At 57.3% G+C, this 21,770-nt stretch carries 23 protein-coding genes, 1 pseudogene and 1 riboswitch; of the genes and pseudogenes, 18 read left to right on the forward strand and 6 right to left on the reverse strand.

Annotated elements, in window-relative coordinates:
- The first annotated feature begins 12 nt into the window (after nucleotides 1-12).
- The 11 genes from ACNAZS_RS17010 to ACNAZS_RS17060 all read left to right on the forward strand — a co-directional run bounded on the left by ACNAZS_RS17010 (nucleotide 13) and on the right by ACNAZS_RS17060 (nucleotide 10,463).
- Nucleotides 13-648, forward strand: coding sequence for an urease accessory protein UreE (locus tag ACNAZS_RS17010; RefSeq protein WP_415791400.1), 636 nt, complete (start codon nucleotides 13-15; stop codon nucleotides 646-648).
- Nucleotides 620-1,384, forward strand: coding sequence for an urease accessory protein UreF (locus ACNAZS_RS17015; protein WP_415791402.1), 765 nt, complete (start codon nucleotides 620-622; stop codon nucleotides 1,382-1,384). Before ACNAZS_RS17010 ends, ACNAZS_RS17015 begins: the two co-directional genes overlap by 29 nt.
- A 25-nt stretch (nucleotides 1,385-1,409) precedes the next feature.
- The gene (gene ureG, locus ACNAZS_RS17020) at nucleotides 1,410-2,054 is read left to right on the forward strand and encodes an urease accessory protein UreG (RefSeq protein WP_415791404.1); all 645 of its coding nucleotides are present in this window, start codon (nucleotides 1,410-1,412) and stop codon (nucleotides 2,052-2,054) included.
- Between the two features lie 11 nt (nucleotides 2,055-2,065).
- Nucleotides 2,066-3,001: an urease accessory protein UreD gene (locus ACNAZS_RS17025; RefSeq protein WP_415791406.1), complete on the forward strand. Its 936-nt coding sequence runs from the start codon at nucleotides 2,066-2,068 to the stop codon at nucleotides 2,999-3,001.
- A 19-nt stretch (nucleotides 3,002-3,020) separates the two neighbouring features.
- Nucleotides 3,021-4,001, forward strand: coding sequence for an urea transporter (yut, locus tag ACNAZS_RS17030; RefSeq protein ID WP_415791408.1), 981 nt, complete (start codon nucleotides 3,021-3,023; stop codon nucleotides 3,999-4,001).
- Nucleotides 4,002-4,069: 68 nt separating this feature from the next.
- Nucleotides 4,070-5,314, forward strand: coding sequence for an ammonium transporter (locus ACNAZS_RS17035; RefSeq protein WP_415791410.1), 1,245 nt, complete (start codon nucleotides 4,070-4,072; stop codon nucleotides 5,312-5,314).
- Between the two features lie 93 nt (nucleotides 5,315-5,407).
- Entirely contained in the window at nucleotides 5,408-7,069 is a 1,662-nt protein-coding gene (gene nikA, locus ACNAZS_RS17040; RefSeq protein WP_415791412.1) for a nickel ABC transporter substrate-binding protein, read from the forward strand.
- 5 nt (nucleotides 7,070-7,074) lie between these two features.
- The gene (gene nikB / locus ACNAZS_RS17045; protein WP_415791414.1) at nucleotides 7,075-8,019 is read left to right on the forward strand and encodes a nickel ABC transporter permease subunit NikB; all 945 of its coding nucleotides are present in this window, start codon (nucleotides 7,075-7,077) and stop codon (nucleotides 8,017-8,019) included.
- Nucleotide 8,020: 1 nt separating this feature from the next.
- A complete protein-coding gene (nikC, locus tag ACNAZS_RS17050; protein WP_415791416.1) occupies nucleotides 8,021-8,887 on the forward strand; it encodes a nickel ABC transporter permease subunit NikC in 867 nt (288 codons plus the stop codon).
- Nucleotides 8,888-8,889: 2 nt separating this feature from the next.
- Nucleotides 8,890-9,672, forward strand: a complete 783-nt coding sequence (locus ACNAZS_RS17055; RefSeq protein ID WP_415791418.1) for an ATP-binding cassette domain-containing protein — start codon at nucleotides 8,890-8,892, stop codon at nucleotides 9,670-9,672.
- Nucleotides 9,669-10,463, forward strand: a complete 795-nt coding sequence (locus ACNAZS_RS17060; RefSeq protein WP_415791420.1) for an ATP-binding cassette domain-containing protein — start codon at nucleotides 9,669-9,671, stop codon at nucleotides 10,461-10,463. The genes ACNAZS_RS17055 and ACNAZS_RS17060 overlap by 4 nt, the downstream gene beginning before the upstream one ends.
- Before the next feature lie 67 nt (nucleotides 10,464-10,530).
- On the opposite strand, the gene nikR is transcribed toward ACNAZS_RS17060, so the two are convergent.
- On the reverse strand, nucleotides 10,531-11,055 hold the full coding sequence (gene nikR / locus ACNAZS_RS17065; RefSeq protein WP_415791422.1) for a nickel-responsive transcriptional regulator NikR: 525 nt from the start codon (nucleotides 11,053-11,055) through the stop codon (nucleotides 10,531-10,533).
- 54 nt (nucleotides 11,056-11,109) lie between these two features.
- Here nikR and ACNAZS_RS17070 point away from each other — a divergent pair, with 54 nt between their 5' ends.
- Nucleotides 11,110-12,156 (forward strand): mechanosensitive ion channel family protein, encoded by a 1,047-nt coding sequence (locus ACNAZS_RS17070; RefSeq protein WP_415791424.1) that lies wholly within the window; start codon nucleotides 11,110-11,112, stop codon nucleotides 12,154-12,156.
- 100 nt (nucleotides 12,157-12,256) lie between these two features.
- Here ACNAZS_RS17070 and ACNAZS_RS17075 read toward each other — a convergent pair whose 3' ends face one another.
- On the reverse strand, nucleotides 12,257-12,541 hold the full coding sequence (locus ACNAZS_RS17075; protein ID WP_415791426.1) for an acylphosphatase: 285 nt from the start codon (nucleotides 12,539-12,541) through the stop codon (nucleotides 12,257-12,259).
- 77 nt (nucleotides 12,542-12,618) lie between these two features.
- Here ACNAZS_RS17075 and ACNAZS_RS17080 point away from each other — a divergent pair.
- From ACNAZS_RS17080 to ACNAZS_RS17090, 3 genes and pseudogenes are all read left to right on the forward strand, one after another.
- The coding region (locus ACNAZS_RS17080) for an alpha-hydroxy acid oxidase (protein ID WP_415791428.1) at nucleotides 12,619-12,979 on the forward strand (361 nt) is incomplete at its 3' end.
- 1 nt (nucleotide 12,980) lies between these two features.
- A pseudogene (locus tag ACNAZS_RS17085) lies at nucleotides 12,981-13,782 on the forward strand (alpha-hydroxy acid oxidase); the annotation flags it as partial.
- 159 nt (nucleotides 13,783-13,941) lie between these two features.
- Nucleotides 13,942-14,775: an AraC family transcriptional regulator gene (locus tag ACNAZS_RS17090; protein WP_415791430.1), complete on the forward strand. Its 834-nt coding sequence runs from the start codon at nucleotides 13,942-13,944 to the stop codon at nucleotides 14,773-14,775.
- Here ACNAZS_RS17090 and ACNAZS_RS17095 read toward each other — a convergent pair.
- Nucleotides 14,757-15,818 carry a BMP family protein gene (locus ACNAZS_RS17095; protein WP_415791432.1) on the reverse strand — a complete coding sequence of 354 codons (1,062 nt, stop codon included), beginning with the start codon at nucleotides 15,816-15,818 and terminating at the stop codon, nucleotides 14,757-14,759. The two genes, ACNAZS_RS17090 and ACNAZS_RS17095, sit on opposite strands and share 19 nt — an antisense overlap.
- A gap of 214 nt (nucleotides 15,819-16,032) precedes the next feature.
- On the opposite strand from ACNAZS_RS17095, the gene panE reads away from it, so the two are divergent.
- Nucleotides 16,033-16,962, forward strand: coding sequence for a 2-dehydropantoate 2-reductase (gene panE / locus ACNAZS_RS17100; RefSeq protein WP_415791434.1), 930 nt, complete (start codon nucleotides 16,033-16,035; stop codon nucleotides 16,960-16,962).
- A 44-nt stretch (nucleotides 16,963-17,006) separates the two neighbouring features.
- Entirely contained in the window at nucleotides 17,007-17,501 is a 495-nt protein-coding gene (locus tag ACNAZS_RS17105; protein WP_415791436.1) for a nucleoside 2-deoxyribosyltransferase, read from the forward strand.
- Between the two features lie 162 nt (nucleotides 17,502-17,663).
- Here the strand turns inward: ACNAZS_RS17105 and ribB are convergent, their stop codons facing one another.
- From ribB to ACNAZS_RS17120, 3 genes are all read right to left on the reverse strand, one after another.
- Nucleotides 17,664-18,365 carry a 3,4-dihydroxy-2-butanone-4-phosphate synthase gene (gene ribB / locus ACNAZS_RS17110; protein ID WP_415791438.1) on the reverse strand — a complete coding sequence of 234 codons (702 nt, stop codon included), beginning with the start codon at nucleotides 18,363-18,365 and terminating at the stop codon, nucleotides 17,664-17,666.
- A 138-nt stretch (nucleotides 18,366-18,503) separates the two neighbouring features.
- Nucleotides 18,504-18,658, reverse strand: a riboswitch (FMN riboswitch).
- A gap of 38 nt (nucleotides 18,659-18,696) precedes the next feature.
- The gene (locus ACNAZS_RS17115) at nucleotides 18,697-19,197 is read right to left on the reverse strand and encodes an SET domain-containing protein (protein WP_415791440.1); all 501 of its coding nucleotides are present in this window, start codon (nucleotides 19,195-19,197) and stop codon (nucleotides 18,697-18,699) included.
- 57 nt (nucleotides 19,198-19,254) lie between these two features.
- Nucleotides 19,255-19,728: an Lrp/AsnC family transcriptional regulator gene (locus tag ACNAZS_RS17120; RefSeq protein WP_415791442.1), complete on the reverse strand. Its 474-nt coding sequence runs from the start codon at nucleotides 19,726-19,728 to the stop codon at nucleotides 19,255-19,257.
- Between the two features lie 93 nt (nucleotides 19,729-19,821).
- On the opposite strand from ACNAZS_RS17120, the gene ilvB reads away from it, so the two are divergent.
- A complete protein-coding gene (ilvB, locus tag ACNAZS_RS17125; RefSeq protein ID WP_415791472.1) occupies nucleotides 19,822-21,636 on the forward strand; it encodes a biosynthetic-type acetolactate synthase large subunit in 1,815 nt (604 codons plus the stop codon).
- The last annotated feature ends 134 nt before the right edge of the window (nucleotides 21,637-21,770 follow it).

Raw genomic sequence — 21,770 nt, forward strand, 5'->3', positions numbered from 1 at the left:
TTTGGAGTAAATATGATTCTTGTAGAACGTGTCCTGGGCAATATTCATGAAGCCGAGTGGAAAGAAAAATCCGCAAAGGCGACAGTGGATTATCTCGTGCTCGAGCAATGGGAGGCACCCAAGAATCGTCTAAGAAAGGCAAGCGAAGGCGGCGTCGAGCTGGCGATATCGCTAGACAGAAGCCGGCACCTGCACAATGGCGATGTTTTGCACTTCGACGAGGCTAACAACGTACTCGTTGTGGCGAAGGTGTCTCTTAAAGAGGTCCTGGTAATAGAGCTCGAGAGCCTTGAGAAGCTGGCGCCGCAAGAGATTTTGCGCGCCTGTTTCGATCTCGGCCATGGACTGGGAAACCAACACTGGCCGGCTGTCATCAAGGGATCCACGGTTTATGTGCCGCTGTCGGTCGATCAGAGAATGATGGCCTCGGTCATGCGGACCCATGGCTTTCAGAACATCAAGACGCGTTTCGCTCCTGGCGAGGAGATTGCCGCCTTGCTCGATGCGAACGAAGTCCGGCTGCTGTTCGCAGGCGCTGACGCCACCCCACATCACCATCATCCCAAGGCCGCCGATCACGGGCATTCGCACAATCACGAGCATTCGCACGACCACCATCATGGGCATCATGAAGGCCATAAACATTGAGATGCCGGCTGAAATAAGTAGCGCTGGCACGGCCGGCATTTCCAGTCATGGCGCAATGCTGCGGCTGGCACGTCTGCTGCAGTTTTCCGACTCTACATTGCCAGTGGGCGCTTTTGCATTTTCCAACGGTCTGGAATCCGCGATACAGACAGGGGTGGTTTCCGATCGGGCAAGCTTGCATCAATTTGTTGAACTGGTGATCCGGCAATCGGCCAGGATGGATGGCGTCGCGTTCATCCACGCATACCGGGCGGTTCGCGATGCAGATTATGAGGGCGTCAGGCAGGCCGATGCAGCGCTCTGGCGCAGACGAGTCGGTCGAGAACAGCAGCAGATGCTGGCCAGAATGGGCAAAAAACTCGCCGAGCTCAGCTTAAAAATGGGAAACTTCCCCACTCTCGAAATTTGGCTGCAGGATATTAAATCGCAGATGACACCCGGATGCTTTCCGATAGGGCAGGCGATTTGCCTATCGCAACTTGGCGCCAGCGAACAGGAGGCGTTCGTTGTGCATCAATATGGGGTGGCTGCCATGGTATTGAGTGCGGCCGTGCGGCTGATGCGGATCGATCATATCGATACGCAGCGAGTATTGTTCGAGAGCCAAGAGCGCGTAGAGGAAGACTATCTTGCGGTCAAGGACCGCAAGCTCGATGAGATGTCATCGTTTGCGCCTGTTTTTGATGTGTTGGTTGCTCATCACACCCGAACACATCTGAGACTTTTCATGAATTGAACTTGTTGACCCGTTGGAGCGCTCTATGAAGAAAATTACGAGAATTGGCATCGGTGGGCCGGTAGGTTCCGGTAAGACGGCCGTCATCGAAATGATTACGCCGAGATTGATCGACATGGGTATCAAACCTTTGATCATCACGAATGACGTGGTGACGACCGAAGATGCCAAGCAGGTCAGACGGACATTAAAAGGCATTCTCGTCGAAGAGAAAATCGTCGGTGTTGAAACCGGGGCTTGTCCGCACACAGCCGTGCGCGAAGATCCATCCATGAACCTCGCGGCCGTCGAAGAGCTCGAGGAATCTTATCCAGACAGCGATGTGATCCTGATTGAGTCGGGCGGAGATAACCTGACGCTGACTTTCAGCCCGGCACTGGCGGACTTTTACATCTATGTGATCGACGTAGCGGGCGGCGATAAGATACCGCGCAAGAATGGCGCTGGGGTGTGTCAGTCAGACATTTTGGTCATTAACAAGACGGATTTGGCGCCGTATGTCGGCGCGAGTCTAGAGGTGATGGATCGCGATTCAAAGCTGATGCGGGGCAAGAAGCCGTTCGTATTTACCAACTGCAAGACAGGGGAAGGGGTCGAGTCGCTGATTGACTTGATTCTCGACATGGCGTTATTCGATGTCGAGGTCAGCCGTCCCGAACAGACGGTGTAGGGTCTTTCGCCATGGAATTGCATCCAGAATTGCGCAAACTCGATGATGCAACGGAACTGAGAGCGTTTCAGAGCGAGCCTGGGCAAATGCGAGCGGCTGCGCCGGGAAAAATCGGTGTTTTGCGCCTCGGATTTTCCATGCGGGACGGACGATCGATTCTCGACGAGCTGTACCGTGCCGCACCGCTGCTGGTCCAGCAGGCGCTTTACTGGGATGAGGCGATGCCCGAGCTGCCGATTTGCTCCATTATCTCGGTGGGCGGGGGCATTCTGCAGGGCGATCGCTACAAAATTGACATCACGGTGCGTAAAGGGGCTTGTGCGCAGGTCACTTCACAAAGCGCCAATAGAGTGCACCAGATGGATGCGAATTACGCATCTCAACATCAGACCGTTGTGCTGGAGGAAGAGGCCTATCTTGAGTACCTGCCGGATTTCACGATCCCCTACCGGGAATCCAGGTTTATCAACGTCACTGACTTGTTTGTTGCCGAGGACGCTGTAGCCCTTTATGGGGAAATGATGATGTCCGGGCGTAAGCATCATCACGTAGCGGAACGTTTCGGTTGCGATGTGTCGTCCATGGCGGTCAACGTCTACAGGCCGGACGGGTCCCCCCTTTTTTCTGAGAAGATTCTGATCGAGGCGCGAGACGCGACAGTAGAGTATCCGGCGGTGATGAAGGGATTCGACGCCTTCGCGAACATATTGCTGATCGCGCCTGCGGGCGTGCAGGACGAGGTCCTGGAGCGGTTTGAGCCCTTATTTGACTCGGTGAACTCTCGTGTAATTTCCGGCGTATCAACGTTGCCCAACAGCGCCGGATTGATGCTTAGAGCGGTAGGGGTCGAATCTTATGATGTCAGGGGTGAGGTAAGGCGTTTCTGGAAAACGGTCAGGCAAGCGGCCCGTGGCAAAACGTTGCCTGAAGAATTTCTGTGGCGGTAAAAACTCATTGGAGAAGGGTATGCACAATGCTCGTCCCGGTTTCGTAAGAGCATGCCTTAACGGAACTAGCCAAGTGTTCTTCATGGAGAATGCCTGGACTGGAGTGTTGTTCTTTATCGCGATCGGCTACAGCTCGTACGGCACCGGTGCGTGGGCCACGACGATCGGCGCGCTGATAGGCGTTGTCGTGGCTACTCTGACGGCCATTGCACTGATTGATGATGGCGACTCGATATCCGCGGGACTTTATGGATTCAACGGGATTCTCGTCGGGGCTGCGCTTCCCACATTGATCGAACCGTCTTCGCTACTGTGGTTCTACATCGCATTTGGTGCAGCCGCATCGACAGTAGTCACCGCGGCGCTTAGCGCCACGTTGACCAAAAGTTGGGGAATACCAGGCTCTACTGGCCCTTTTGTTTTGCTAGGGTGGCTCATGGTTGCGGGCGCATACTCATTTGGTGGTTTACAGGTCAGCTCGCTGGGGCCTGTGCTTGCAACGGATTACCTTCAGGGGGCTTCCATCATTCCATCCATCACCGAGCTGATCGAGATTTTTTTCAGGAACATTGCTCAGGTCTTTCTCTTGGGCAGCGCTGTCAGTGGCGCGATTATTTTATTGGGAATCTTCATTGCGTCGGTACGAGCGGGTATCGCCGCTTGTCTTGGCTCGATAATCGCAATCGTCGCTGCGATAGTGTTGCGTGCGGATCCGGCTTCAGTCTCCCAAGGGCTGTATGGCTTTAGCGCGGTACTTACGGCAATGGCAGTCGGTGCGGTGTTTCTCGCCCCTGGTTGGCGGGTTGCAGCCTACGCGGGACTGGCGACGATTTTGACCGTAGTCATACAAGGAGCGTTGGATGCGATCATGCTTCCTGATGGATTGCCTTCATTTACTATGCCCTATGTAGCGGTATTGTATTTATTCATGGCGCCGAAAAAACTGATGTCTCCTCATGGTCATGTAGGGACCTCATCGGACCACCTGCTTTCCGATTAATATCGTCTTTGAGTGCTCATATTCATTAAACAGTTCGACCATTAAAAATTAACTATAAGGATTGAATTATGTTGAATATTAATCCGGGTGACACCGCATTTGTACTCATCTGTACTGCGCTAGTGTGCATGATGACGCCGGCTCTCGCGCTCTTTTACGGCGGTCTCGTGAAAGAACGGGACATGATGTCAATCATGATTCAGAACTTTGTATGTATGGGCGTCATTGGAATTATCTGGGTTTTCGGCGGATTCAGCCTGGCATTTGGCCCCGATATCGCTGGGGTAATCGGAGACATCCGACCTTATTTTGGTATGTATCACATCGGCGTGGAGCCCAACTCGGCATACTCCGACAAGGTGCCATTCATCATGGTATTCGCCTATCAGATGATGTTTGCCATCATCGCCCCTGCGCTGATGACCGGCGCTTTTGTGGGGCGAATCCGGTTTGGTGGATATCTACTATTTATCTCACTCTGGACGATCATCGTCTACCTTCCCGCAGCCCACTGGATATGGGGGGGCGGTTTCCTTGCGAAGCTTGGCGTAGTCGACTTTGCGGGCGGTATTGTGATCCATACCGCGGCAGGTTTTTCGGCCTTGGCCACGGCTAAGTATCTTGGCAAGCGAAAGGCCGTTGTCGGCGAATCGAGATCCGACCCTGCCAGCATGCCGCTCGTTGCACTGGGCGCGGGCTTGCTGTGGTTCGGCTGGTTCGGGTTCAACGCCGGCGGGGCTTACGCAGCGGATGCGCTTGCCGCTTACGCTTTCACTAACACGATGCTCGCGGGCGCTGCCGCAATGCTGGTCTGGATGTTTTGGGAGTGGCGTAAAGAAGGCCGCGCGTCCTTTGAGGGGGTGCTGGTCGGAGCCGTGGCGGGTCTGGCCACCGTTACCCCGGCGGCAGGTTATGTCGAACCCATGTTCGGCCTGTTGATCGGCGCGATCGGGGCGACGGTGTGTTTTCATGCGAAGTATGTTCAAAGACTCCTTCGGATTGACGACACGCTCGAAGTCTGGCGCGCACACGGCGTTGGCGGAATGACGGGAGCGATCCTGATAGGGGTGTTCGCCAGCCCCCATATTAATGCGGTGGACGCCAGTCTGGCGCAGACGGGCGTTCAGGCGCTGGCCGTTATCGTCGTTGCTGCCTTCGCCTGGACGGCTACGGTTGTCATTCTCAAAATTATCGATACCTTGGGTATCTTGCGCGTACCGCCGGAGCTACAGGAGGCGGGACTCGACGCGCTGTATGGGGAGCGTGCATATGGACTTTGGGAGATGAACAGCAAGCGCCAAAAGATCGACTGAGCTGATCACACTTCCCGGTAGCTGATTCAATGCCATACCGCATTGAATCAGCCCGTTTTTTTACTAATCAGTATGACGATTTAGCGGAATTGTATGCACCGCAATGACAACCGAACGCAACTGATCACGGGGCCCATATTCATGCACCGGGATCGTTTCCTGGGCAACTTCCTGTTGACGTTCAAGTGGATTCGGCGCAGAGCAATACTGTTCTTGCTAGTGGCTGCAACATGTTCGAGCGCAGCCGCGTCAGACCACGAGTTGAGTTTTGCCTGGCCGGTGGATCTCGGCCCGCTTAATCCGCATCTATACGCTCCGAACCAGATGTTCGCCCAATCGATGGTGTTCGAGCCGCTGGTGAAGTATCGAAGCGATGGGAGCACAGTTCCATGGCTGGCCCGCAGTTGGACCGTGTCCGAGGATGGCCGTACGTATCGATTCAACCTGCGCGACGATGTGCGTTTTTCTAATGGTGAACAGTTCACCGCCCATACGGTGCAGGAAAATTTTCGGGCGATCCTCGACAACATTGACCGCCATAGATGGTTGGAGCTTGCGAATCAGATCAGGCGGTTCAAGGCGATTGACGATTACACGTTCGAACTCGAGTTGAAGAATCCGTATTACCCGATTTTGCAGGAGCTGGCGCTGGCGCGTCCATTCCGATTCATCGCGCCCTCACAGTTCGTAGATGGAGGCACTAAAAAAGGAATCAAAGCGCCAGTGGGAACCGGCCCCTGGAAGTTGGTGCAGTCGAATCTTGGACAAGACTATCGTTTTGAGCGCAACGAGGGATATTGGGGGGATAAACCGGCCTACGGTGCTGTCAAGGTCAAGATATTGCCTGATCCTAACAGTCGTTCCATCGCATTCGAGACCGGCCAAATCGACTTTCTATATGGTACGTCCGGCCCCATATCGCCGGATTCCTATGAGAGATTTTCTAAAAAGCCGGAATTGAGCGTTCAGCTGTCCGAGCCCTATCAGACCCTGACGTTTGCCCTGAACTCATCCCGGGGACCTACGGCCGATTTGAGCGTTCGCAAAGCGATCAATCACGCGGTAAACAAGGATTTGATCGTTCAAACAATACTCCACGGTACTCAAAAGAAGGCCGATACTCTCTTCGCGTCAAACGTACCTTATGCGGATATCCATCTGCAGCCGTACAAATTTGATCCTGAGTTGGCCGAGCGTATGCTCGAAACGGCGGGCTGGACACGTTCGGCGGCCGGCGCTATACGCGTACGAGGTGGGACCTCATTGGAAATCGATCTGGCTTTCATCGGAAATGATCCTGTTTCACGGTCGATCGCCGAGGTGGTGCAAGCTGATCTTGCGAAGGTGGGGATCGCTATCACGCTAATCGGCGAAGAAGAGAGCAGTATCTATGCTAGACAGCGGGATGGCCGCTTCGGGATGATATTCAATCGTACATGGGGCGCACCTTACGATCCCCACGCCTTCGTCAGCTCAATGAGGTTCCCCACGCATGCGGACTATCAAGCTCAGTCGGGCTTGCCCAGCAAGAAGCATATTGACGCGCTGATCGGTGAGGTATTGAGCAGCACAGACGAACAGCAGCGACAGGCGATATACCGTTCCATTTTGAGTGAGTTGCACGAGCAGGCTGTCTATTTGCCTCTGACTTATATCACGGCCATGGCATTGGCTCGGCCTGGTATCAGCAACATATCCTTCGGGGCCATGGCCAGCGACATACCGTTCGAAACCCTCCAGCCCGCCCCGGAATGATCTAAATGCTGCGATTCATTTTCTGGCGACTAGTCTGGCTGCCTCCGATGCTCCTGAGCGCCTCGCTGATCATATTTTTAGTGTTGAGGCTTGGGCCGTCAGATCCGGCGTTGGACTACTTGCGGTTGTCCAGTGTTCCGCCGACACCTGCAGCGATCGAGTCTGCTCGGGAGTTGCTTGGCCTTGATCGGCCAATATTCTCCCAGTATCTGGATTGGTTATGGAGAGCGTTGCATTTGGACTTTGGGATCTCTTACGCATCGCAGCGTCCCGTGCTTGCTGATGTTGTGCATTTTTTGCCTGCGACCTTACAACTGGCGGCAACGGCGCTCATCATCATGATGGCGTTTTCTATACCGCTAGGCATATGGGCGGCGCGATATAAGAACTCTTCCTTCGACCATATCGTGCGCTTGGTCGCCACTCTCGGCGTGTCCATGCCGAATTTCTGGCTCGGCTTTCTCTTGGTTCTTGTTTTTTCCGTGCACCTCGGATGGTTGCCTCCGATGGGTCGGGATGGCTGGAGCTACGTCATCATGCCGGCGGCGGCTGTCTCCTTCATGTCGCTCGCGATTAATGCGCGCCTGCTCAGGGCCAGTATGCTGGACGTATCAGGCCAGCGGCATGTGGCTTACGCGCGGCTTCGGGGGCTTTCCGACAGGGAAGTCGAGCGTCGCCATATCTTGCGTAATGCTTTACTGCCAGTGATTACGGCCACGGGTATGTACGTGGGCGAACTGATCGGCGGGACCTTGATTATTGAGAGTGTATTTGGCTGGCCGGGCCTCGGCCGATATGCAGTCACGGCGATTTTTAACAGGGACTACCCTGTCATTCAATGCTTTACGCTCATGATGGTTGTCATCTTCGTCCTTTGCAATCTGGTTGTGGACATTGTGTATGCGTCGGCGGACCCCAGGATTCGCGTATCGGCAAAGGGCGTCCACTGACATGACGACGGCCATTATCCATTCAGGGGCGATCTTTCAGTTTTGGCGAGGCAGCAACTGGTTCGTCCGTTTATGCGCGGTAATCGCAATGGCCTTTGCGATCATTGCCATCACGGGCACGGCCCTGGCGCCATACGACCCGAATCTGGTCGACCTTTCTAGCCGCTTGAAAGCGCCCGATCTTCATCATTGGCTAGGTACGGATCACCTGGGAAGAGACATGCTATCTCGCTTGATTTCAGGCGCGCGCATTTCATTAGGTACTGTAGCCGCCTGCCTGGGGTTGATACTTGTACTCGGAATCGCCATTGGCGGTACGGCCGCGTATCTGGGCGGCAGAGTCGACCAGACCATCATGCGTATTACGGATGTTTTCCTTGCGTTCCCGACTGTGGTTCTATCACTTTTCCTGGTTGGAGTACTTGGGATGGGGCTGGTCAACGTCATCATTGCAATCGTGTTATCCCATTGGGCATGGTATGCACGCATTGTGCGCGGCGTCGTACTGTCTTTGATCCATCGGGATTACATACTCGCCGCAAAAATGGCGGGATTAACGCGCCTCGAACTGTTTTTTAAGCACCTCCTACCAAGCACGTTTGTCCAATTGCTGGTACTGGCGACTTTAGACATTGGACACATCATGCTGCACGTGTCCGGTCTGTCTTTTCTGGGTCTGGGAGTGCGAGCGCCCACGGCTGAGTGGGGTGTCATGATTTCCGACGCGCGTCAGTATATCTGGACCGAACCGATGCTGATATTTTGGCCAGGCCTGGCGCTTTTCCTGAGTGTGTTGGCGTGTAATACGCTTGGTGACGCGGTCCGCGATGTTCTGGATCCTGCCGTACGTATGCAGCATGGGCATTAAAGATGAAGACTCTCACTGTCCGAGGTGTAACGGTTCAAACCCAAGTCGGCGGATGTCAGCATTTGCTGCTTGAGGATGTATCGTTTGAATTAAAAACAGGCGAAGTGCTGGCATTGATAGGGCAGAGCGGCTCAGGCAAATCCATGACTTGTGCGGCGGCATTGGATCTACTGCCCCCGGGTGTTCATAAAGTTAAAGGTTCGGTGGCGGTCGATGACGTCGTGCAACCTGCGGGCTTTATTCGGGGCCGGCTGGTTGCCAGCATCCTTCAGAATCCTCGCAGCGCTTTCAATCCGGTTCGCACTATCCGATCTCACGCATACGAAACGTTCAAAGCGCTCGGCTTCGATAAGCGATCCTGGACCCAACGAATTGAAGCGGCACTCATCGAGGCGGGTTTGAAAAATCCGGCACATCTCCTGAACCTTCACCCATTTGAAATGAGTGGCGGAATGCTCCAGCGTACGATGATCGCTCTTGCACTGGCCAGCGAGGCGCCTTTTTTGTTTGCGGATGAGCCGACAACCGATCTTGATCTCGTCGTGCAGCGGGAAATCCTGGACCTTCTCAATAGCATTCGGGCGAACCGAGGGCTGGGGATACTGATGGTCACCCATGATATGGGGGTAGTTGCCAGCCTGGCTGATCGCGTTTGTGTCATGCATGCCGGAAAAATCATCGAGCGAGAGCATACCGCTGAGGTGTTCTACCAGCCCAGGACCGCGACAAGTCGACTGCTGATTGACGCGCACTTGTCGCTTTACGAAAGGAAAAACGCAGCATGAGTTTGTTGAGAGCTCTGCAGATCAGCAAACATTTTCGCCAGCGGTCGGGCCCCTGGCAGTCCAGTGATCGGCCGATTCTTGACCAAGTTTGCCTATCCATAGGGTATGGGGAGACAATCGCGCTGGTCGGCAAAAGCGGGTGCGGCAAAAGTACGCTCGCGCGTATTCTGATGGGCTTGGAGTCGCCAAGCAGCGGTTACGCCATGTTTGAAGAGCAACGTGTGGATCCAAGGGACAAAGCATTGATGCGACGTCTATTTCTAAGTGTCCAGATGGTGTTTCAGGACCCGATAACCGCGGTCAGTCCCAGATATACGGTGGGAGAGATCATTTCCGAACCGCTTCGATTTCTAAAGCGCTTCACCCGGGTGCAGATACGTGAGCGTGTATCCGAGTTGTTGGCGGCGGTGCATCTGTCCGACCGCGATTATGACAAGTATCCTCAACAGATGAGCGGTGGCCAGCTGCAACGGGTATGCATTGCCAGGGCGCTGGCGCCGGGCCCGCGGTTGATTATCCTGGATGAAGCCGTCTCGAATCTGGACCTGCACTTGCAGATTCAGATACTCGATTTATTCTCGGAGTTACAGCATAGCCAGGACGTGTCCTATCTATTCATCTCCCATGACTTACGGCTGGTGGAAAGATTCTGTACGAAAGTGTTGATCATGGATGAGGGAAGAATTATCGAAGCCGCGTCGGTCCAAAGCCCTTTGTTCTTGAAATCGAGACAAGGCAGGGCCCTTACCGACGCCATCTTGCCGGCTTTTCCTGTGTCGCTCGCAAGTTGACTCGAGCATAGCCCCCCAAGGCACTTGAGGACGGCTGTGGACATCAAACAGACCAGTGAGCCAGCGATCAGTGGGGGTCGTTCCTGTCAGAGGCGAGAACGTGCAGGTTTCCCATGCGAACTCCTCTTTGATTGAACTGCCCATCGGCGAACGCTCTGAGTTCTGACAAAGGACCTTTTAATACGGTGACCTCCAGACATTCTCTTTGCGAGATGTGAACGTGGAGCGTTGCCACGGATAAATCGTGTTGTTCATGCTGAGCTACCGCCAAACGTTTCGCCAGATCGCGGGTTCCGTGCTCGTACACGCAACTGAGTGTCGCGTAACATGGCATGCGCGGTGAGGTTTGCTCTCGCTCTTTGGTCTGTGCTTCGCGCAGGATATCTCTGACCGCTTCCGATCTGCTGGAATACCCATGACGCTCTACATGCTGGTCTAGACTTTTAAGCTGGTCGTCGTCGATTGTTATCGTGATTCGTTCCATCGCATGTACTCTCAAGTGGAAATATGACTCACATAAAACGGCGACCGTTCCAATGGAACAGTCACGCAGCGCGATTTGGTGCGATTGAATTGTGCCCTTTTCTTCCATAACGATACCGTACGCTTTCCGACAACGACAAAACGCCACAGGTGGAACGCACGCATGACCGAGACTCAGCTTATCAATTACAGCATCGGCGCCATCGCTATCTTTTCCTGCCTGATCGCTGCCTTTTGGCTCAAGCGCCATGAACGCCGGGTCAGCAAGCTGGGCCGCAGAGTCGCTTTGCACGCCCTGCGGGCTGCGTTGCTGTGCGCGGCCATACTGACGACGGAACAGTATCTGAAAGGCTTGATCCAGCAGTACCAACTCGGTAACACGGTACAGCAAGGCGTCGCGCTCTGCGCCCTGTTGGCGATGACGATCGTCGTCATGTGGCAATTGTTCCTGTTGATCGATATGCTGGAGAAATATCAGTTGCGGCGCAGCCAGGACCAAACCTCGGCCCGGGCCCTGGCACGCTTGCTCAAGGTCGCCTTGTGTATCGCGCTAGTGCTTCTTTTCGGTGAGCACTTCGGTATGAGCGTATCGGGACTGTTGGCGTTCGGTGGCATTGGCGGCATCGCCATCGGCATGGCAGGCAAGGATATCCTGAGCAATTTCTTCTCCGGCATCATGCTGTATTACGACCGCGAGTTCGCCATCGGCGATTGGATCAGCTCGCCGGACAGGAACATTGAGGGCACCGTCGTGGAGATTGGCTGGCGCCTCACCAAGGTCATGACTTTTGACCACCGTCCGATGTACATTCCCAACGCTCTGTTTACATCGATTACCGTGCAGAATCCCGGCCGCATGACCAACCGGCGGATCAATACGCAGATCGGCCTGCGCTATGAAGATGCGGGCCAGGTGGGTGCTATCGTCGACGCCATTCGCACCATGCTGCGCGGAAACGAAGAAATAGACCAGACTCAGACTCTACTCGTCTATTTCGACGACTTCGGTGCTTCGTCGCTGAACGTCATGGTCTACTGCTTCACTAAAACCACCAACTGGGAAGCGTGGCTGCACACACAACAAGAGGTCTACTTGAAGATCGTCGAGATTGTGCACGCGCACGGTGCGGATTTCGCTTTTTCGACGCAGACCGTCTATCTCGAATCAGAGAAACTCGCCACCGCGCCCGCCGACAAAGGCGCACCCTGAATCTACCCGATGCCGGTGTCGGACCATGTGCGGGTAAACCAGTGCGCCTGGTGTCGCAGCGGCCCGTAGGCGTTGTGGGGTCTCTTTAATGCGAGCAGGCCTACAACTGCTCGAAGCGCACGTAGCGCTTGTCGGTATCATCGCGCTGGCTGATCAGGTCGCGCACGACGGCGGCCGGCGGGCCGCGGCGCAGCCATTCGAGCATATGGTCGACCTGGTCGGGCGTGCCTTGTACCAGGGCCTGGACGGTGCCGTCTTCCATGTTCTGCACCCAGCCCGTAACGCCCAGCATATGGGCGCGCCGCACAGTGGCGTGCCGATAGCCCACGCCTTGCACCACACCCTTGATAATGACGTGCACCGTCTCGTGTTGGGGGACTTGCATGCTGCGATTCCTCTTGGTACGGAGGGCGCGCGTATACTTGCTACGCCCTTTTGGTTCTCTAGTGTCAATAGTGTCCCATGAATCCGAACCTAGCCAAGATCACCTGCATTGAAGATTTGCGCGTCCTGGCGCAGAAACGCGTGCCGCGCATGTTCTACGACTACGCCGACTCCGGTGCCTGGACTGAAGGCACTTATCGCGCGAACCAAGCCGACTTCCAGGCCATCAAGCTGCGCCAGCGGGTGGCCGTGGATATGGAGGGCCGTTCGCTGCGCACCACGATGGCCGGCACCGATGCGGTGATGCCGCTGGCCATTGCGCCCACCGGCCTGACGGGTATGCAGCATGCCGACGGCGAAATGATGGCCGCGCAGGCAGCCGCCGAATTCGGCGTGCCGTTCACCCTGTCCACCATGAGCATCTGCTCGATCGAAGACGNGGCGCGCGCCACGGGCAAGCCTTTCTGGTTCCAGCTGTATGTGATGCGCGACCGCGAGTTCGTGGCTAACCTGATCGATCGCGCCAAGGCGGCTGGCTGCTCGGCACTGGTGCTGACGCTGGACCTGCAAATACTGGGCCAGCGCCACAAAGATATTCGCAATGGGCTGTCGGCGCCGCCCAAGCCCACGCTGGCCAATCTGCTCAATCTGGTTACCAAGCCACGCTGGTGCCTGGGGATGCTGGGCACGCCGCGCCGCACGTTCGGTAACATTGTCGGCCATGCCAAGGGCGTTGGCGATTTGTCATCGCTGTCGTCCTGGACGGCCGAACAGTTCGATCCGCGCCTGAGCTGGGCCGACGTCGAATGGATCAAGCAGCGCTGGGGCGGCAAGTTGATCCTCAAGGGCATCCTGGATGTTGAGGATGCGCGCCTGGCCGCCGACAGCGGCGCCGACGCGCTGATCGTCAGCAATCACGGCGGCCGCCAGCTTGATGGCGCGATGTCGTCGATTGCCGCCTTGCCGGCCATCGCTGACGCGGTCGGTTCGCGCATCGAGGTATGGATGGATGGCGGCATTCGTTCGGGCCAAGACATATTGAAGGCCGTGGCGCTGGGCGCGCGCGGCACCATGATCGGACGCGCGTTCCTGTACGGCCTGGGGGCGTATGGCAAGGCGGGCGTCACGCGCACGCTGGAGATCCTGTACAAGGAAATGGACGTGACCATGGCCTTGTGCGGACGCAAGTCGCTGACGCCGGGTGACCGCAGCGTGCTGCTGCCCGGTACGTATCCTCACTGACCGCGCAGTTCTGGCGCCTGGCCGCGCAAGAAACCTCCCCGGGTACCTTCTCCCCACAGCGGTGCCCGACACCGCTGTGGGGAGAAGGTCTCGCTCCGTTTCGAAAAACCGCAAAATCTGCAAAGTGGTGGTCGATACAGTGGCAGCCCTGGAGAACGCATGAAATCCAAGACGCGCATCCACTATGCCAACCGGTTGGAACCGGTGCTGCAATGGCTGGCCTCGCATCCCGACGCGGCGCCAGAGTTGTATCACTTGGCCGATCTGGCATGCCTGTCGCCCTATCATTTTCACCGCGTATACCGCGCATTGATGGGAGAGACGGTGAACGCCACGATGTTGCGCCTGCGCATGCATCAGGCGTCCGTAGATCTGGCGGGTGCACGGTCCATGCAGCAGGTGGCGCAACGCGCCGGATACACATCGCAAGCCGCTTTCAACAGGGCTTTTGGTGCGGTGTTCGGTATGCCGCCGGGTCGTTATCGACATGCGCGCTCCAGGCCCTTTAATCCTCAGGAGCTTGGCATGTATCCGACAACTATCGAATCTTTTGCAGGCGCGTCGTTGGTGACGCTGGCACACAGTGGCGATTATCAGCAGATCGGCATGACTTTTGATCGCTTGTTCTTGCTGGCGTCCAGCCGAGAGCTGATCGGACCTGCGACGCGGTCGTTTGGTGTGTACTACGATGATCCCGATCAGGTCCCTGTCGACCAATTGCGCGCGCGAGCCGGTGTGACGCTACCGGATGAGAGGGACGTGGATACCGCGGTGTTTGAGCCATTTTCGTTGCCGGCTACGCCCTGCGCGGTGTTGGAATATATCGGACCGTACAGCGAGATTGAGGCGGCTTATCATTGGTTGTTTTCCGAGTGGCTGCCGGCAAGTGGTTATGAAACGCGTGATTTCCCGATGTGGGAAGAGTACGTGAATGATCCCAAGGTCACGCCCGCGGCAGAACTGAAAACGCGTATTTATTTGCCGCTGGTCTGAAGCGGGATCGCGGCAAGATTCGTCGCCGTGAGCGGCTTGTCGTTGAGTTTGATCGTGAAGCTGCCATCCAGGATGGTTCGGTGGCGGGCGTGGACGCGTGCCAGCAGTGCGCCGGGCAGTTTGCCCTCCAGAGTGCGAGAGGGTGCGAACATCGCGCCCTCGTAGCGCATTTGGGAGTATTTGCCGTAATCGTCGGCATGAAACGTACCGCGCTTGACCATCGTCAGAGCGCGCTCAATGGTGGGTGCCATGTCCCATAAGGCCGAGGCGACGACAGTGTCGGGAAACTGGCGCTGCGAGTCGATGATGTTGCCGATGACCAGCTTGCCACGTTGTTCGGCAGCCTCGGCGACGCCAACGCGCTCGGCATACAGTACGTCGGCACCTCGATCGATCATGGCGAAAGCGGTTTGCCTGGCTTTGCGCGGGTCAAATCGAGAGTTGGTGAAACTGATGAGAAATTGCGCGTCGGGATTGATCTCGTACACACCATCCATGAATGCGTGCATCAGGCGATTGACGTTGCCGGTGGGGTGGGCGCCGACCAGGCCGATGATGCCGGTCTGACTCAGCCCGCCCGCGATCATGCCCGTCAGGTAGGTGGGCTCTTCGATGTAGCTGTTAAAGACCGAAAAATTGGGATGTTGCGGACGGCCCGAGGATCCCATTAGAAATGCCGTGTCGGGATAGTCGAGAGCGATCTGACGAGTGAGAGCCTCGTCGTGAAAGGCTTCGCCGACGATGAGGTGCATGCCCTGCTCGCCATACTGGCGCAGGGCAGCCTCGTAATCGGCGAGCGAGATGTTTTCCGAATAGGTGTAGTCGATTTCGCCGCGGTCTTCCGTGGTCGCCAACGCTTTGTGTATACACGAGACCCATTGTTGTCCCACCGGGACGGGGTAGGCGGCGGCGACCCGAACGACAGAGGCGGGGGGTTGTGCCCAGAGCTTGCCTGTCGCCAGCAGCGCACCCAAGGCGGCACTCTGCTGCAACAATATACGTCGCGTTCGTCTGGCAGTCGACAGGGAAGAACGAAATGTCATGGCGGGGTTCCTGGGCCAAGCAACGCTGAAGCGCAATACCCCACAACGACGGCGTGGGCGCGTGCGATGCAACATGACGGGGCTGACGCCGCGAAATGTTAGCGGCGCGCATTGATTATAGGCACCTTGCGGCGTGTGTGAGGTTTCTGTCGGTGCATAATCTATGAATAGGTGCGCGCCCTGGCTCGGCGCGACGAACTGACCGGAGATATGAATGCGATTGCTTTTTCTTGGCGCTGGCGGGACAGGTGGCTATTTTGGTGGGCGGGCCGTGCAGGCGGGCGCCGACGTTACATTTTTGGTGCGCGAGGCGCGGGCGCAGAAATTGCGGGCGGACGGCTTGCAGATTGAAAGCCCGCTCGGCAATGCTGTCGTGCAACCTAAGTTGGTGATAGCCGACGAACTGGATGCGGCTTATGACGTAGTGGTGCTCAGTTGCAAGGCGTATGACTTGCCCAGCGCGATCGAGGCAATCCGTCCGGCAATCGGGCCCGATACCGCAATCTTGCCGATCATGAACGGCGTGCTGCAGTACGATGCACTCGATGTTGAGTTTGGTGCGTCACGGGTGCTGGGGGGCCTGTGCCAGATCAATGCGACGTTGGGCGCGCAGGGGCAGGTCAAGCATCTGGGGCAACACGCCAGCTTTGTCTTTGGCGAGCGTGCCGGCGAGCCTCGCAGCGGGCGTGGTACCGCCCTGGAGGCCGCATTGAGCGAGGCGGCGTTCACCAGCCGTCTGAGTATGGATATTCAACAGGATATCTGGGAAAAATATGTGTTCCTGACCACGCTGGCATCGGCCACGTGTTTGATGCGGGGCACGGTGGGGCAGATTGCCGCGACCGATGCCGGCGAAGATGTCTTGCGCGGCCTGCTGAGGGAGTGTCAGCAAGTGGCGGCGGCGTCGGGACACGCGGTGCGTGCAGAAGCCGACAACTTTGCGCTCAAGGTGCTCATCGATCGCGACTCGCCCATGACGGCGTCGATGTTTCGCGATCTGAGCTTGAATGGAGCCGTTGAGGCCGATCATATCGTGGGCGATATGATCCGTCGTGCGGGGGTGCTGCAGTTGGATGTGCCGTACTTGCGCGTGGCTTATACCCATTTGCAGGTCTATCAGGCGCAGCGTGCGGCAGCAGTGTAAACGGCCGTGACCGGGTTGCGGTGTTGCTGCGGATTCGAGGAATCATGAAGACACTTTATTTGGCCGGCTTTGATGTGTTTCGCGCAGATTCGCTGGCACACGGTGAGTGGTTGAAACAGCAGTGCCGCGACTACGGTTTTGAGGGGTTGTATCCCTTGGATAATGAGCCGCCGGCAGATTTATCGGGTCGCGCACTGGCCCAGTGGATTTACGAAGCCAATATCGCACTGATTCGTCAGGCCGACGCGGTGATGGCGAATCTAAACGCGTTTCGCGGCGCGGAGCCGGACTCAGGCACGGTGTTCGAGGTCGGTTACGCCGTTGCCCTGAACAAGCCGGTATGGGCGTATGTAAGCGAAGCGGATTCGTTGGTGCAACGGTTCGCGGTGACTCAGCGGGAGGACCCTCAGCGCTATGTGGATGCGGAGGGTTATACGGTCGAAGACTTCGGCTTGAATCTGAATTTGATGTTGGCTTGCAGCGTCAAAGTCGTGGTGGGCGATGCGGCGCAGTGTCTGGTGCGCATGGCTCAGGAGTAATGGGTGTCTAGTGACTACCCCGTTTGAGCGAGGGTATCGATTTCAGACCGATATCCTCAAATATCGCATCCGGCGCAATGGTGCGCTAGAACGGGAAGTGCCCGACATCAAGGATTCAATGCCCAGTCCTGTTGGACCAGGCATTGCCTGTTGATGAGTGGATTACGCGACGACGGCTTCCGCATTTTGTTCGGACGATGCCTGCGCCAACTGCTCGCGATGATCGGCCAACTCGGCGATGGTCAAGGCAACCAGGCCATGCTCGGCTGCGTAACGTGCAATGGCCGGGCCTCGTGTCATGGTGCCATCAGGATTCATGAGTTCGCACAGAACGGCGGCGGGACGAAGGCCGGCCAATATGGCCAAGTCGACTGACCCTTCGGTGTGGCCGCGTCGTGTCAATACGCCACCGGGTTGTGCGCGTAAGGGAAAGACGTGACCCGGGCTGACAATGTCGTCGGCTTGTACGCCTGCGGCGATCGCGGCGCGGATGGTCGTGACGCGATCGGCGGCAGAAACGCCCGTGGTGACACCATGACGGGCCTCGATCGACACGGTAAACGCGGTGCTGAACCGGCTTTCGTTGCGCGCCACCATCGGAGGGAGTCGCAACAAATCCAGGGTTTCATCGGTCAGGCAAAGGCAGACGATGCCACTGCAGTCCCGGATGAGTTGGGCCATGACGGGTACGGTGATTTTGTCGGCCGCGACGATCAGGTCAGCTTCGTTTTCACGATCGACGTCGTCCATCAAAATCACGGGGCGTCCCAGGCGCAGGTGATGCAGCGCACGCGTGAGCCGCGTTGGGAATGGCTGGGCAAAGAGATCGGTGGTTGAACTTGGGGTAGAGATAGCGGTGGACATTGAAACGCTCTCGCAGAAGGGTTGGCGAAAAACGTTTCAGGGCAATGGATAGCCAAGCGCACCCCGGACACATGGCCTGGCAGTACGCAACGACCGACGGCCGATGCTGACTGCCCGCGAGCGAGCGGGGATAAGCTGGCACATCTTCTTTCATCCGGACTGTGACCGTCGGCTCTGGAGTTACACCAGATCTGCTGACCCCGGCCATATGCGGCAGGCCGGGCGCTCGCGGGCTTGTCATGTAATTGTGACTTACCGCCGGTGGGGAATTACGCCCCGCCCTGAAGACGTACTGCTATGCCGCGATAGGCGGCATGAGGAGATTGTACGCTTAGTCCGCCGTGGCAGCTTTCTTCGTTTTTCGGGTCTTGATGGCCAGCATGGTGCCGCGGCAACCAGATGCGCCGCACAGGCATTGATAGGCCGCCTTGAGCTTTTTGGTGATTCGGCCGTCCAGCTCGAGGCCGTAGTCGTAGAACAGCTCTTCGCCACGCGCGATGTCGCGCGCCGCAATGATGTAGACGCGCTTGCCGCCCTTACCCTCTTGGGATTCGCAGTTGGGTTCGCAAGAGTGATTGATCCAGCGTGCGTCGTTGCCGTTGTCGCCGCCATCAATGACGCGACCCGAGCTGAGCGAAAAGAAGAACGTGTGAAACGGATCGTCGGGATTGGTGGGGTGACGGCGATCAGCCTCGTTGGCACTGATGCGCGCGCCAACGTATTCGATGATCCGGGTACCGGCGGGGATTTTGCGTGCGGCAAATACCCCGTTGCCGTGCAGCTTCGAACGGCGCACGACGTGCCAGGGCTTGGGTGATTCAGCAGTGGTCATGAAAGCAAAGCCAAGTAGCGGATTAGCGGCGATTATAGGGGGGAACTTGTGACAGGGTCAGTCCGATGTCTCGGTGGTCAGCGGCAGTTGGGTTTCCTTCAGGCGACGCAGTACAAAGCAGGACTTGCTGTGACGAATGCCGGGAATGCGGTAGAGCTGTTCGCGCAGCAGACGTTCGTAGTCGCGGGTGTCACGCACGGCGATGCGGATGTAGTAGTCGTAGTCGCCCGATACGAGAAAGGCTTCGAGGACCTCGGGGATTTGCGCCAGCGCACGACCGAACTCGTACAAGGTTTCTTCGCTGTGGCTTTCCAGCGTGATGTGCACAATGACGGTATCCATGAAGCCCAGGCTGGCGGGATCCAGATCCACGGTGTAGCCGCGGATGACGCCGGCGGTCTCCATGCGCTTGATGCGATTCCAGCAAGGGGTGGACGACAGACTTACCGCGGCGCCAATCTCATTGAGACTGGCGCGGGCATTCTGCTGAAGGACCTTCAAAATCGCCAAATCGAATTTGTCCAGTTTCATTTTCTTTATTTCCTCTAAAACTCAGATAAATTTACTGGAAAATGGCCAATTTTGTAGGAAATGAGAGAAATATTCTAGAGAGAAAGGCATAAGATACTTACCATGAATGATCGTCTCCACGCCCAGGCTCTCGCCGCTTTGAACTCCGACACCCGCCCCGCCCGTAACGGGGCGGAAATTTTGCTCGACACGCTGATTGCACACGGTGTCGATACCGTATTCGGCTACCCCGGCGGCGCCGTGCTGCCCCTTTACGACGCCTTGTACAACGAGTCGCGTTTACGTCACGTACTGGTTCGCCATGAGCAGGCGGCGGTGCATGCGGCCGAAGGCTATGCCCGTACGACTGGCCGTCCAGGGGTCGTATTTGTGACCTCGGGTCCGGGCATGGCCAACACCACATCGGGTCTGCTGGACGCGATGTGCGATTCGATCCCGGTATTGTGTATTAGCGGGCAGGTGGCGACGTCCGCCATCGGCACCGATGCTTTTCAAGAGTGCGACGCGATCGGGATCTCGCGGTCGGTGACCAAGTGGAATACACAGATCCGGGTCGTAGACGATGTGGCCGACGTGGTCAGTCGCGCCTTTGACTTGACCCGGCAGGGACGACCGGGCCCGGTGCTCGTCGACTTTCCCAAAGACGTGCAGCTTACCCCGCACCTACCCCCGGCGCAGCCCTCAGAAAGCGCGCGCGTCGCGGCGCTGCGCGCACGCCGTCAGGCTGGCAAGGCCCCGCTGAAATTGCCCCAAAGCGCCGTACGCCGTGCCGCTGCCTTGATCGCACAGGCGCGCCGTCCTGTGTTTTATGGCGGAGGCGGTCTGATCAACTCCGGCCCCGCCTCGTGCGAGGCCTTTACCGATCTCGTGCGTCAAACGGGGGCGCCCTGCACCCTGACCCTGATGGGCCTGGGCGCGTTTCCCGCTTCGGATCCGCAATACGTGGGCATGCTGGGCATGCATGGCACGCTGGAGGCCAACATGGCCATGCATGAAGCCGATCTGGTGGTGTGTATTGGCGCGCGCTTTGACGATCGTATCACCGGCAAGCTCTCCGAGTTTTGTCCGCACGCCCGCAAGATTCACATCGATATCGATCCCGCCTCGATCAACAAAGTCGTGCGCGTCGACGTCGCGCTTGTCGGCGACTGTCTACCGTTGATCGATGCCCTGCGCAATGCGCTGAAAGCCGAGCCGTTCCCGCCCGCCAAGCTAACTGACTGGTGGCGTCGTATCGACGCTTGGCGCGCTAAAGATTGCCTGGCCTTTTCACCCAGCGCGCAGGCCATCTTGCCGCAACAGCTCATGCAGCGTCTGAACGTCGCGCTGGCTGATCGCGACGCCGTCGTCTCCACCGACGTCGGCCAACACCAAATGTGGGCCGCTCAGTACCTGCGCTTTGACCAACCCAACCGCTGGCTGACCTCTGGCGGTGCTGGCACCATGGGCTACGGCCTGCCCGCCGCCATCGGCGCCCAAGTCGCCCACCCTGACAAAACCGTCGTCTGCGTGAGCGGCGACGCCTCAGTCCTGATGAATATCCAGGAGCTGTCCACCGCCACGCAACACGAGACGCCTGTCAAAGTCGTCCTGTGCAACAACGGCTACATGGGAATGGTGCGCCAATGGCAAGAACTCATCCACGGCGGCCGCTATAGCCACAGCTACAACGCCTCCCTCCCCGACTTCGTCGCCGTTGCCAAAGCCTTTGGCTGGGGGGCGGCGCGGGTCGATGACCCGGCGCAACTCGATCAAGCCCTGGCGCAGTGCCTGGCCCATCCCGGTCCGTACTTTCTGGACGTCGCCGTTGCCGCGCAAGAGAACTGCTTTCCCATGATGCCGGCAGGTCAGGGGCATCATCGGATGATGCTGGCAGAAGGGGTTTGGTACGAGGACGATACCGTTTGACGTGGCTGCGGGGGGCGTCAGCTATTGAGGCGTCCCTGCGGCGTGGCTGCGCGTGGAGCCAGCCTAATCACCTCGGCTCGGCCCAACCAGGGGCCTCGGTCCCGCTGCGCGGGACTGCCCGAGGTTCAAAAGGC

Source organism: Bordetella tumulicola (assembly GCF_965138755.1).
Taxonomy (GTDB): domain Bacteria; phylum Pseudomonadota; class Gammaproteobacteria; order Burkholderiales; family Burkholderiaceae_B; genus Bordetella_A; species Bordetella_A tumulicola.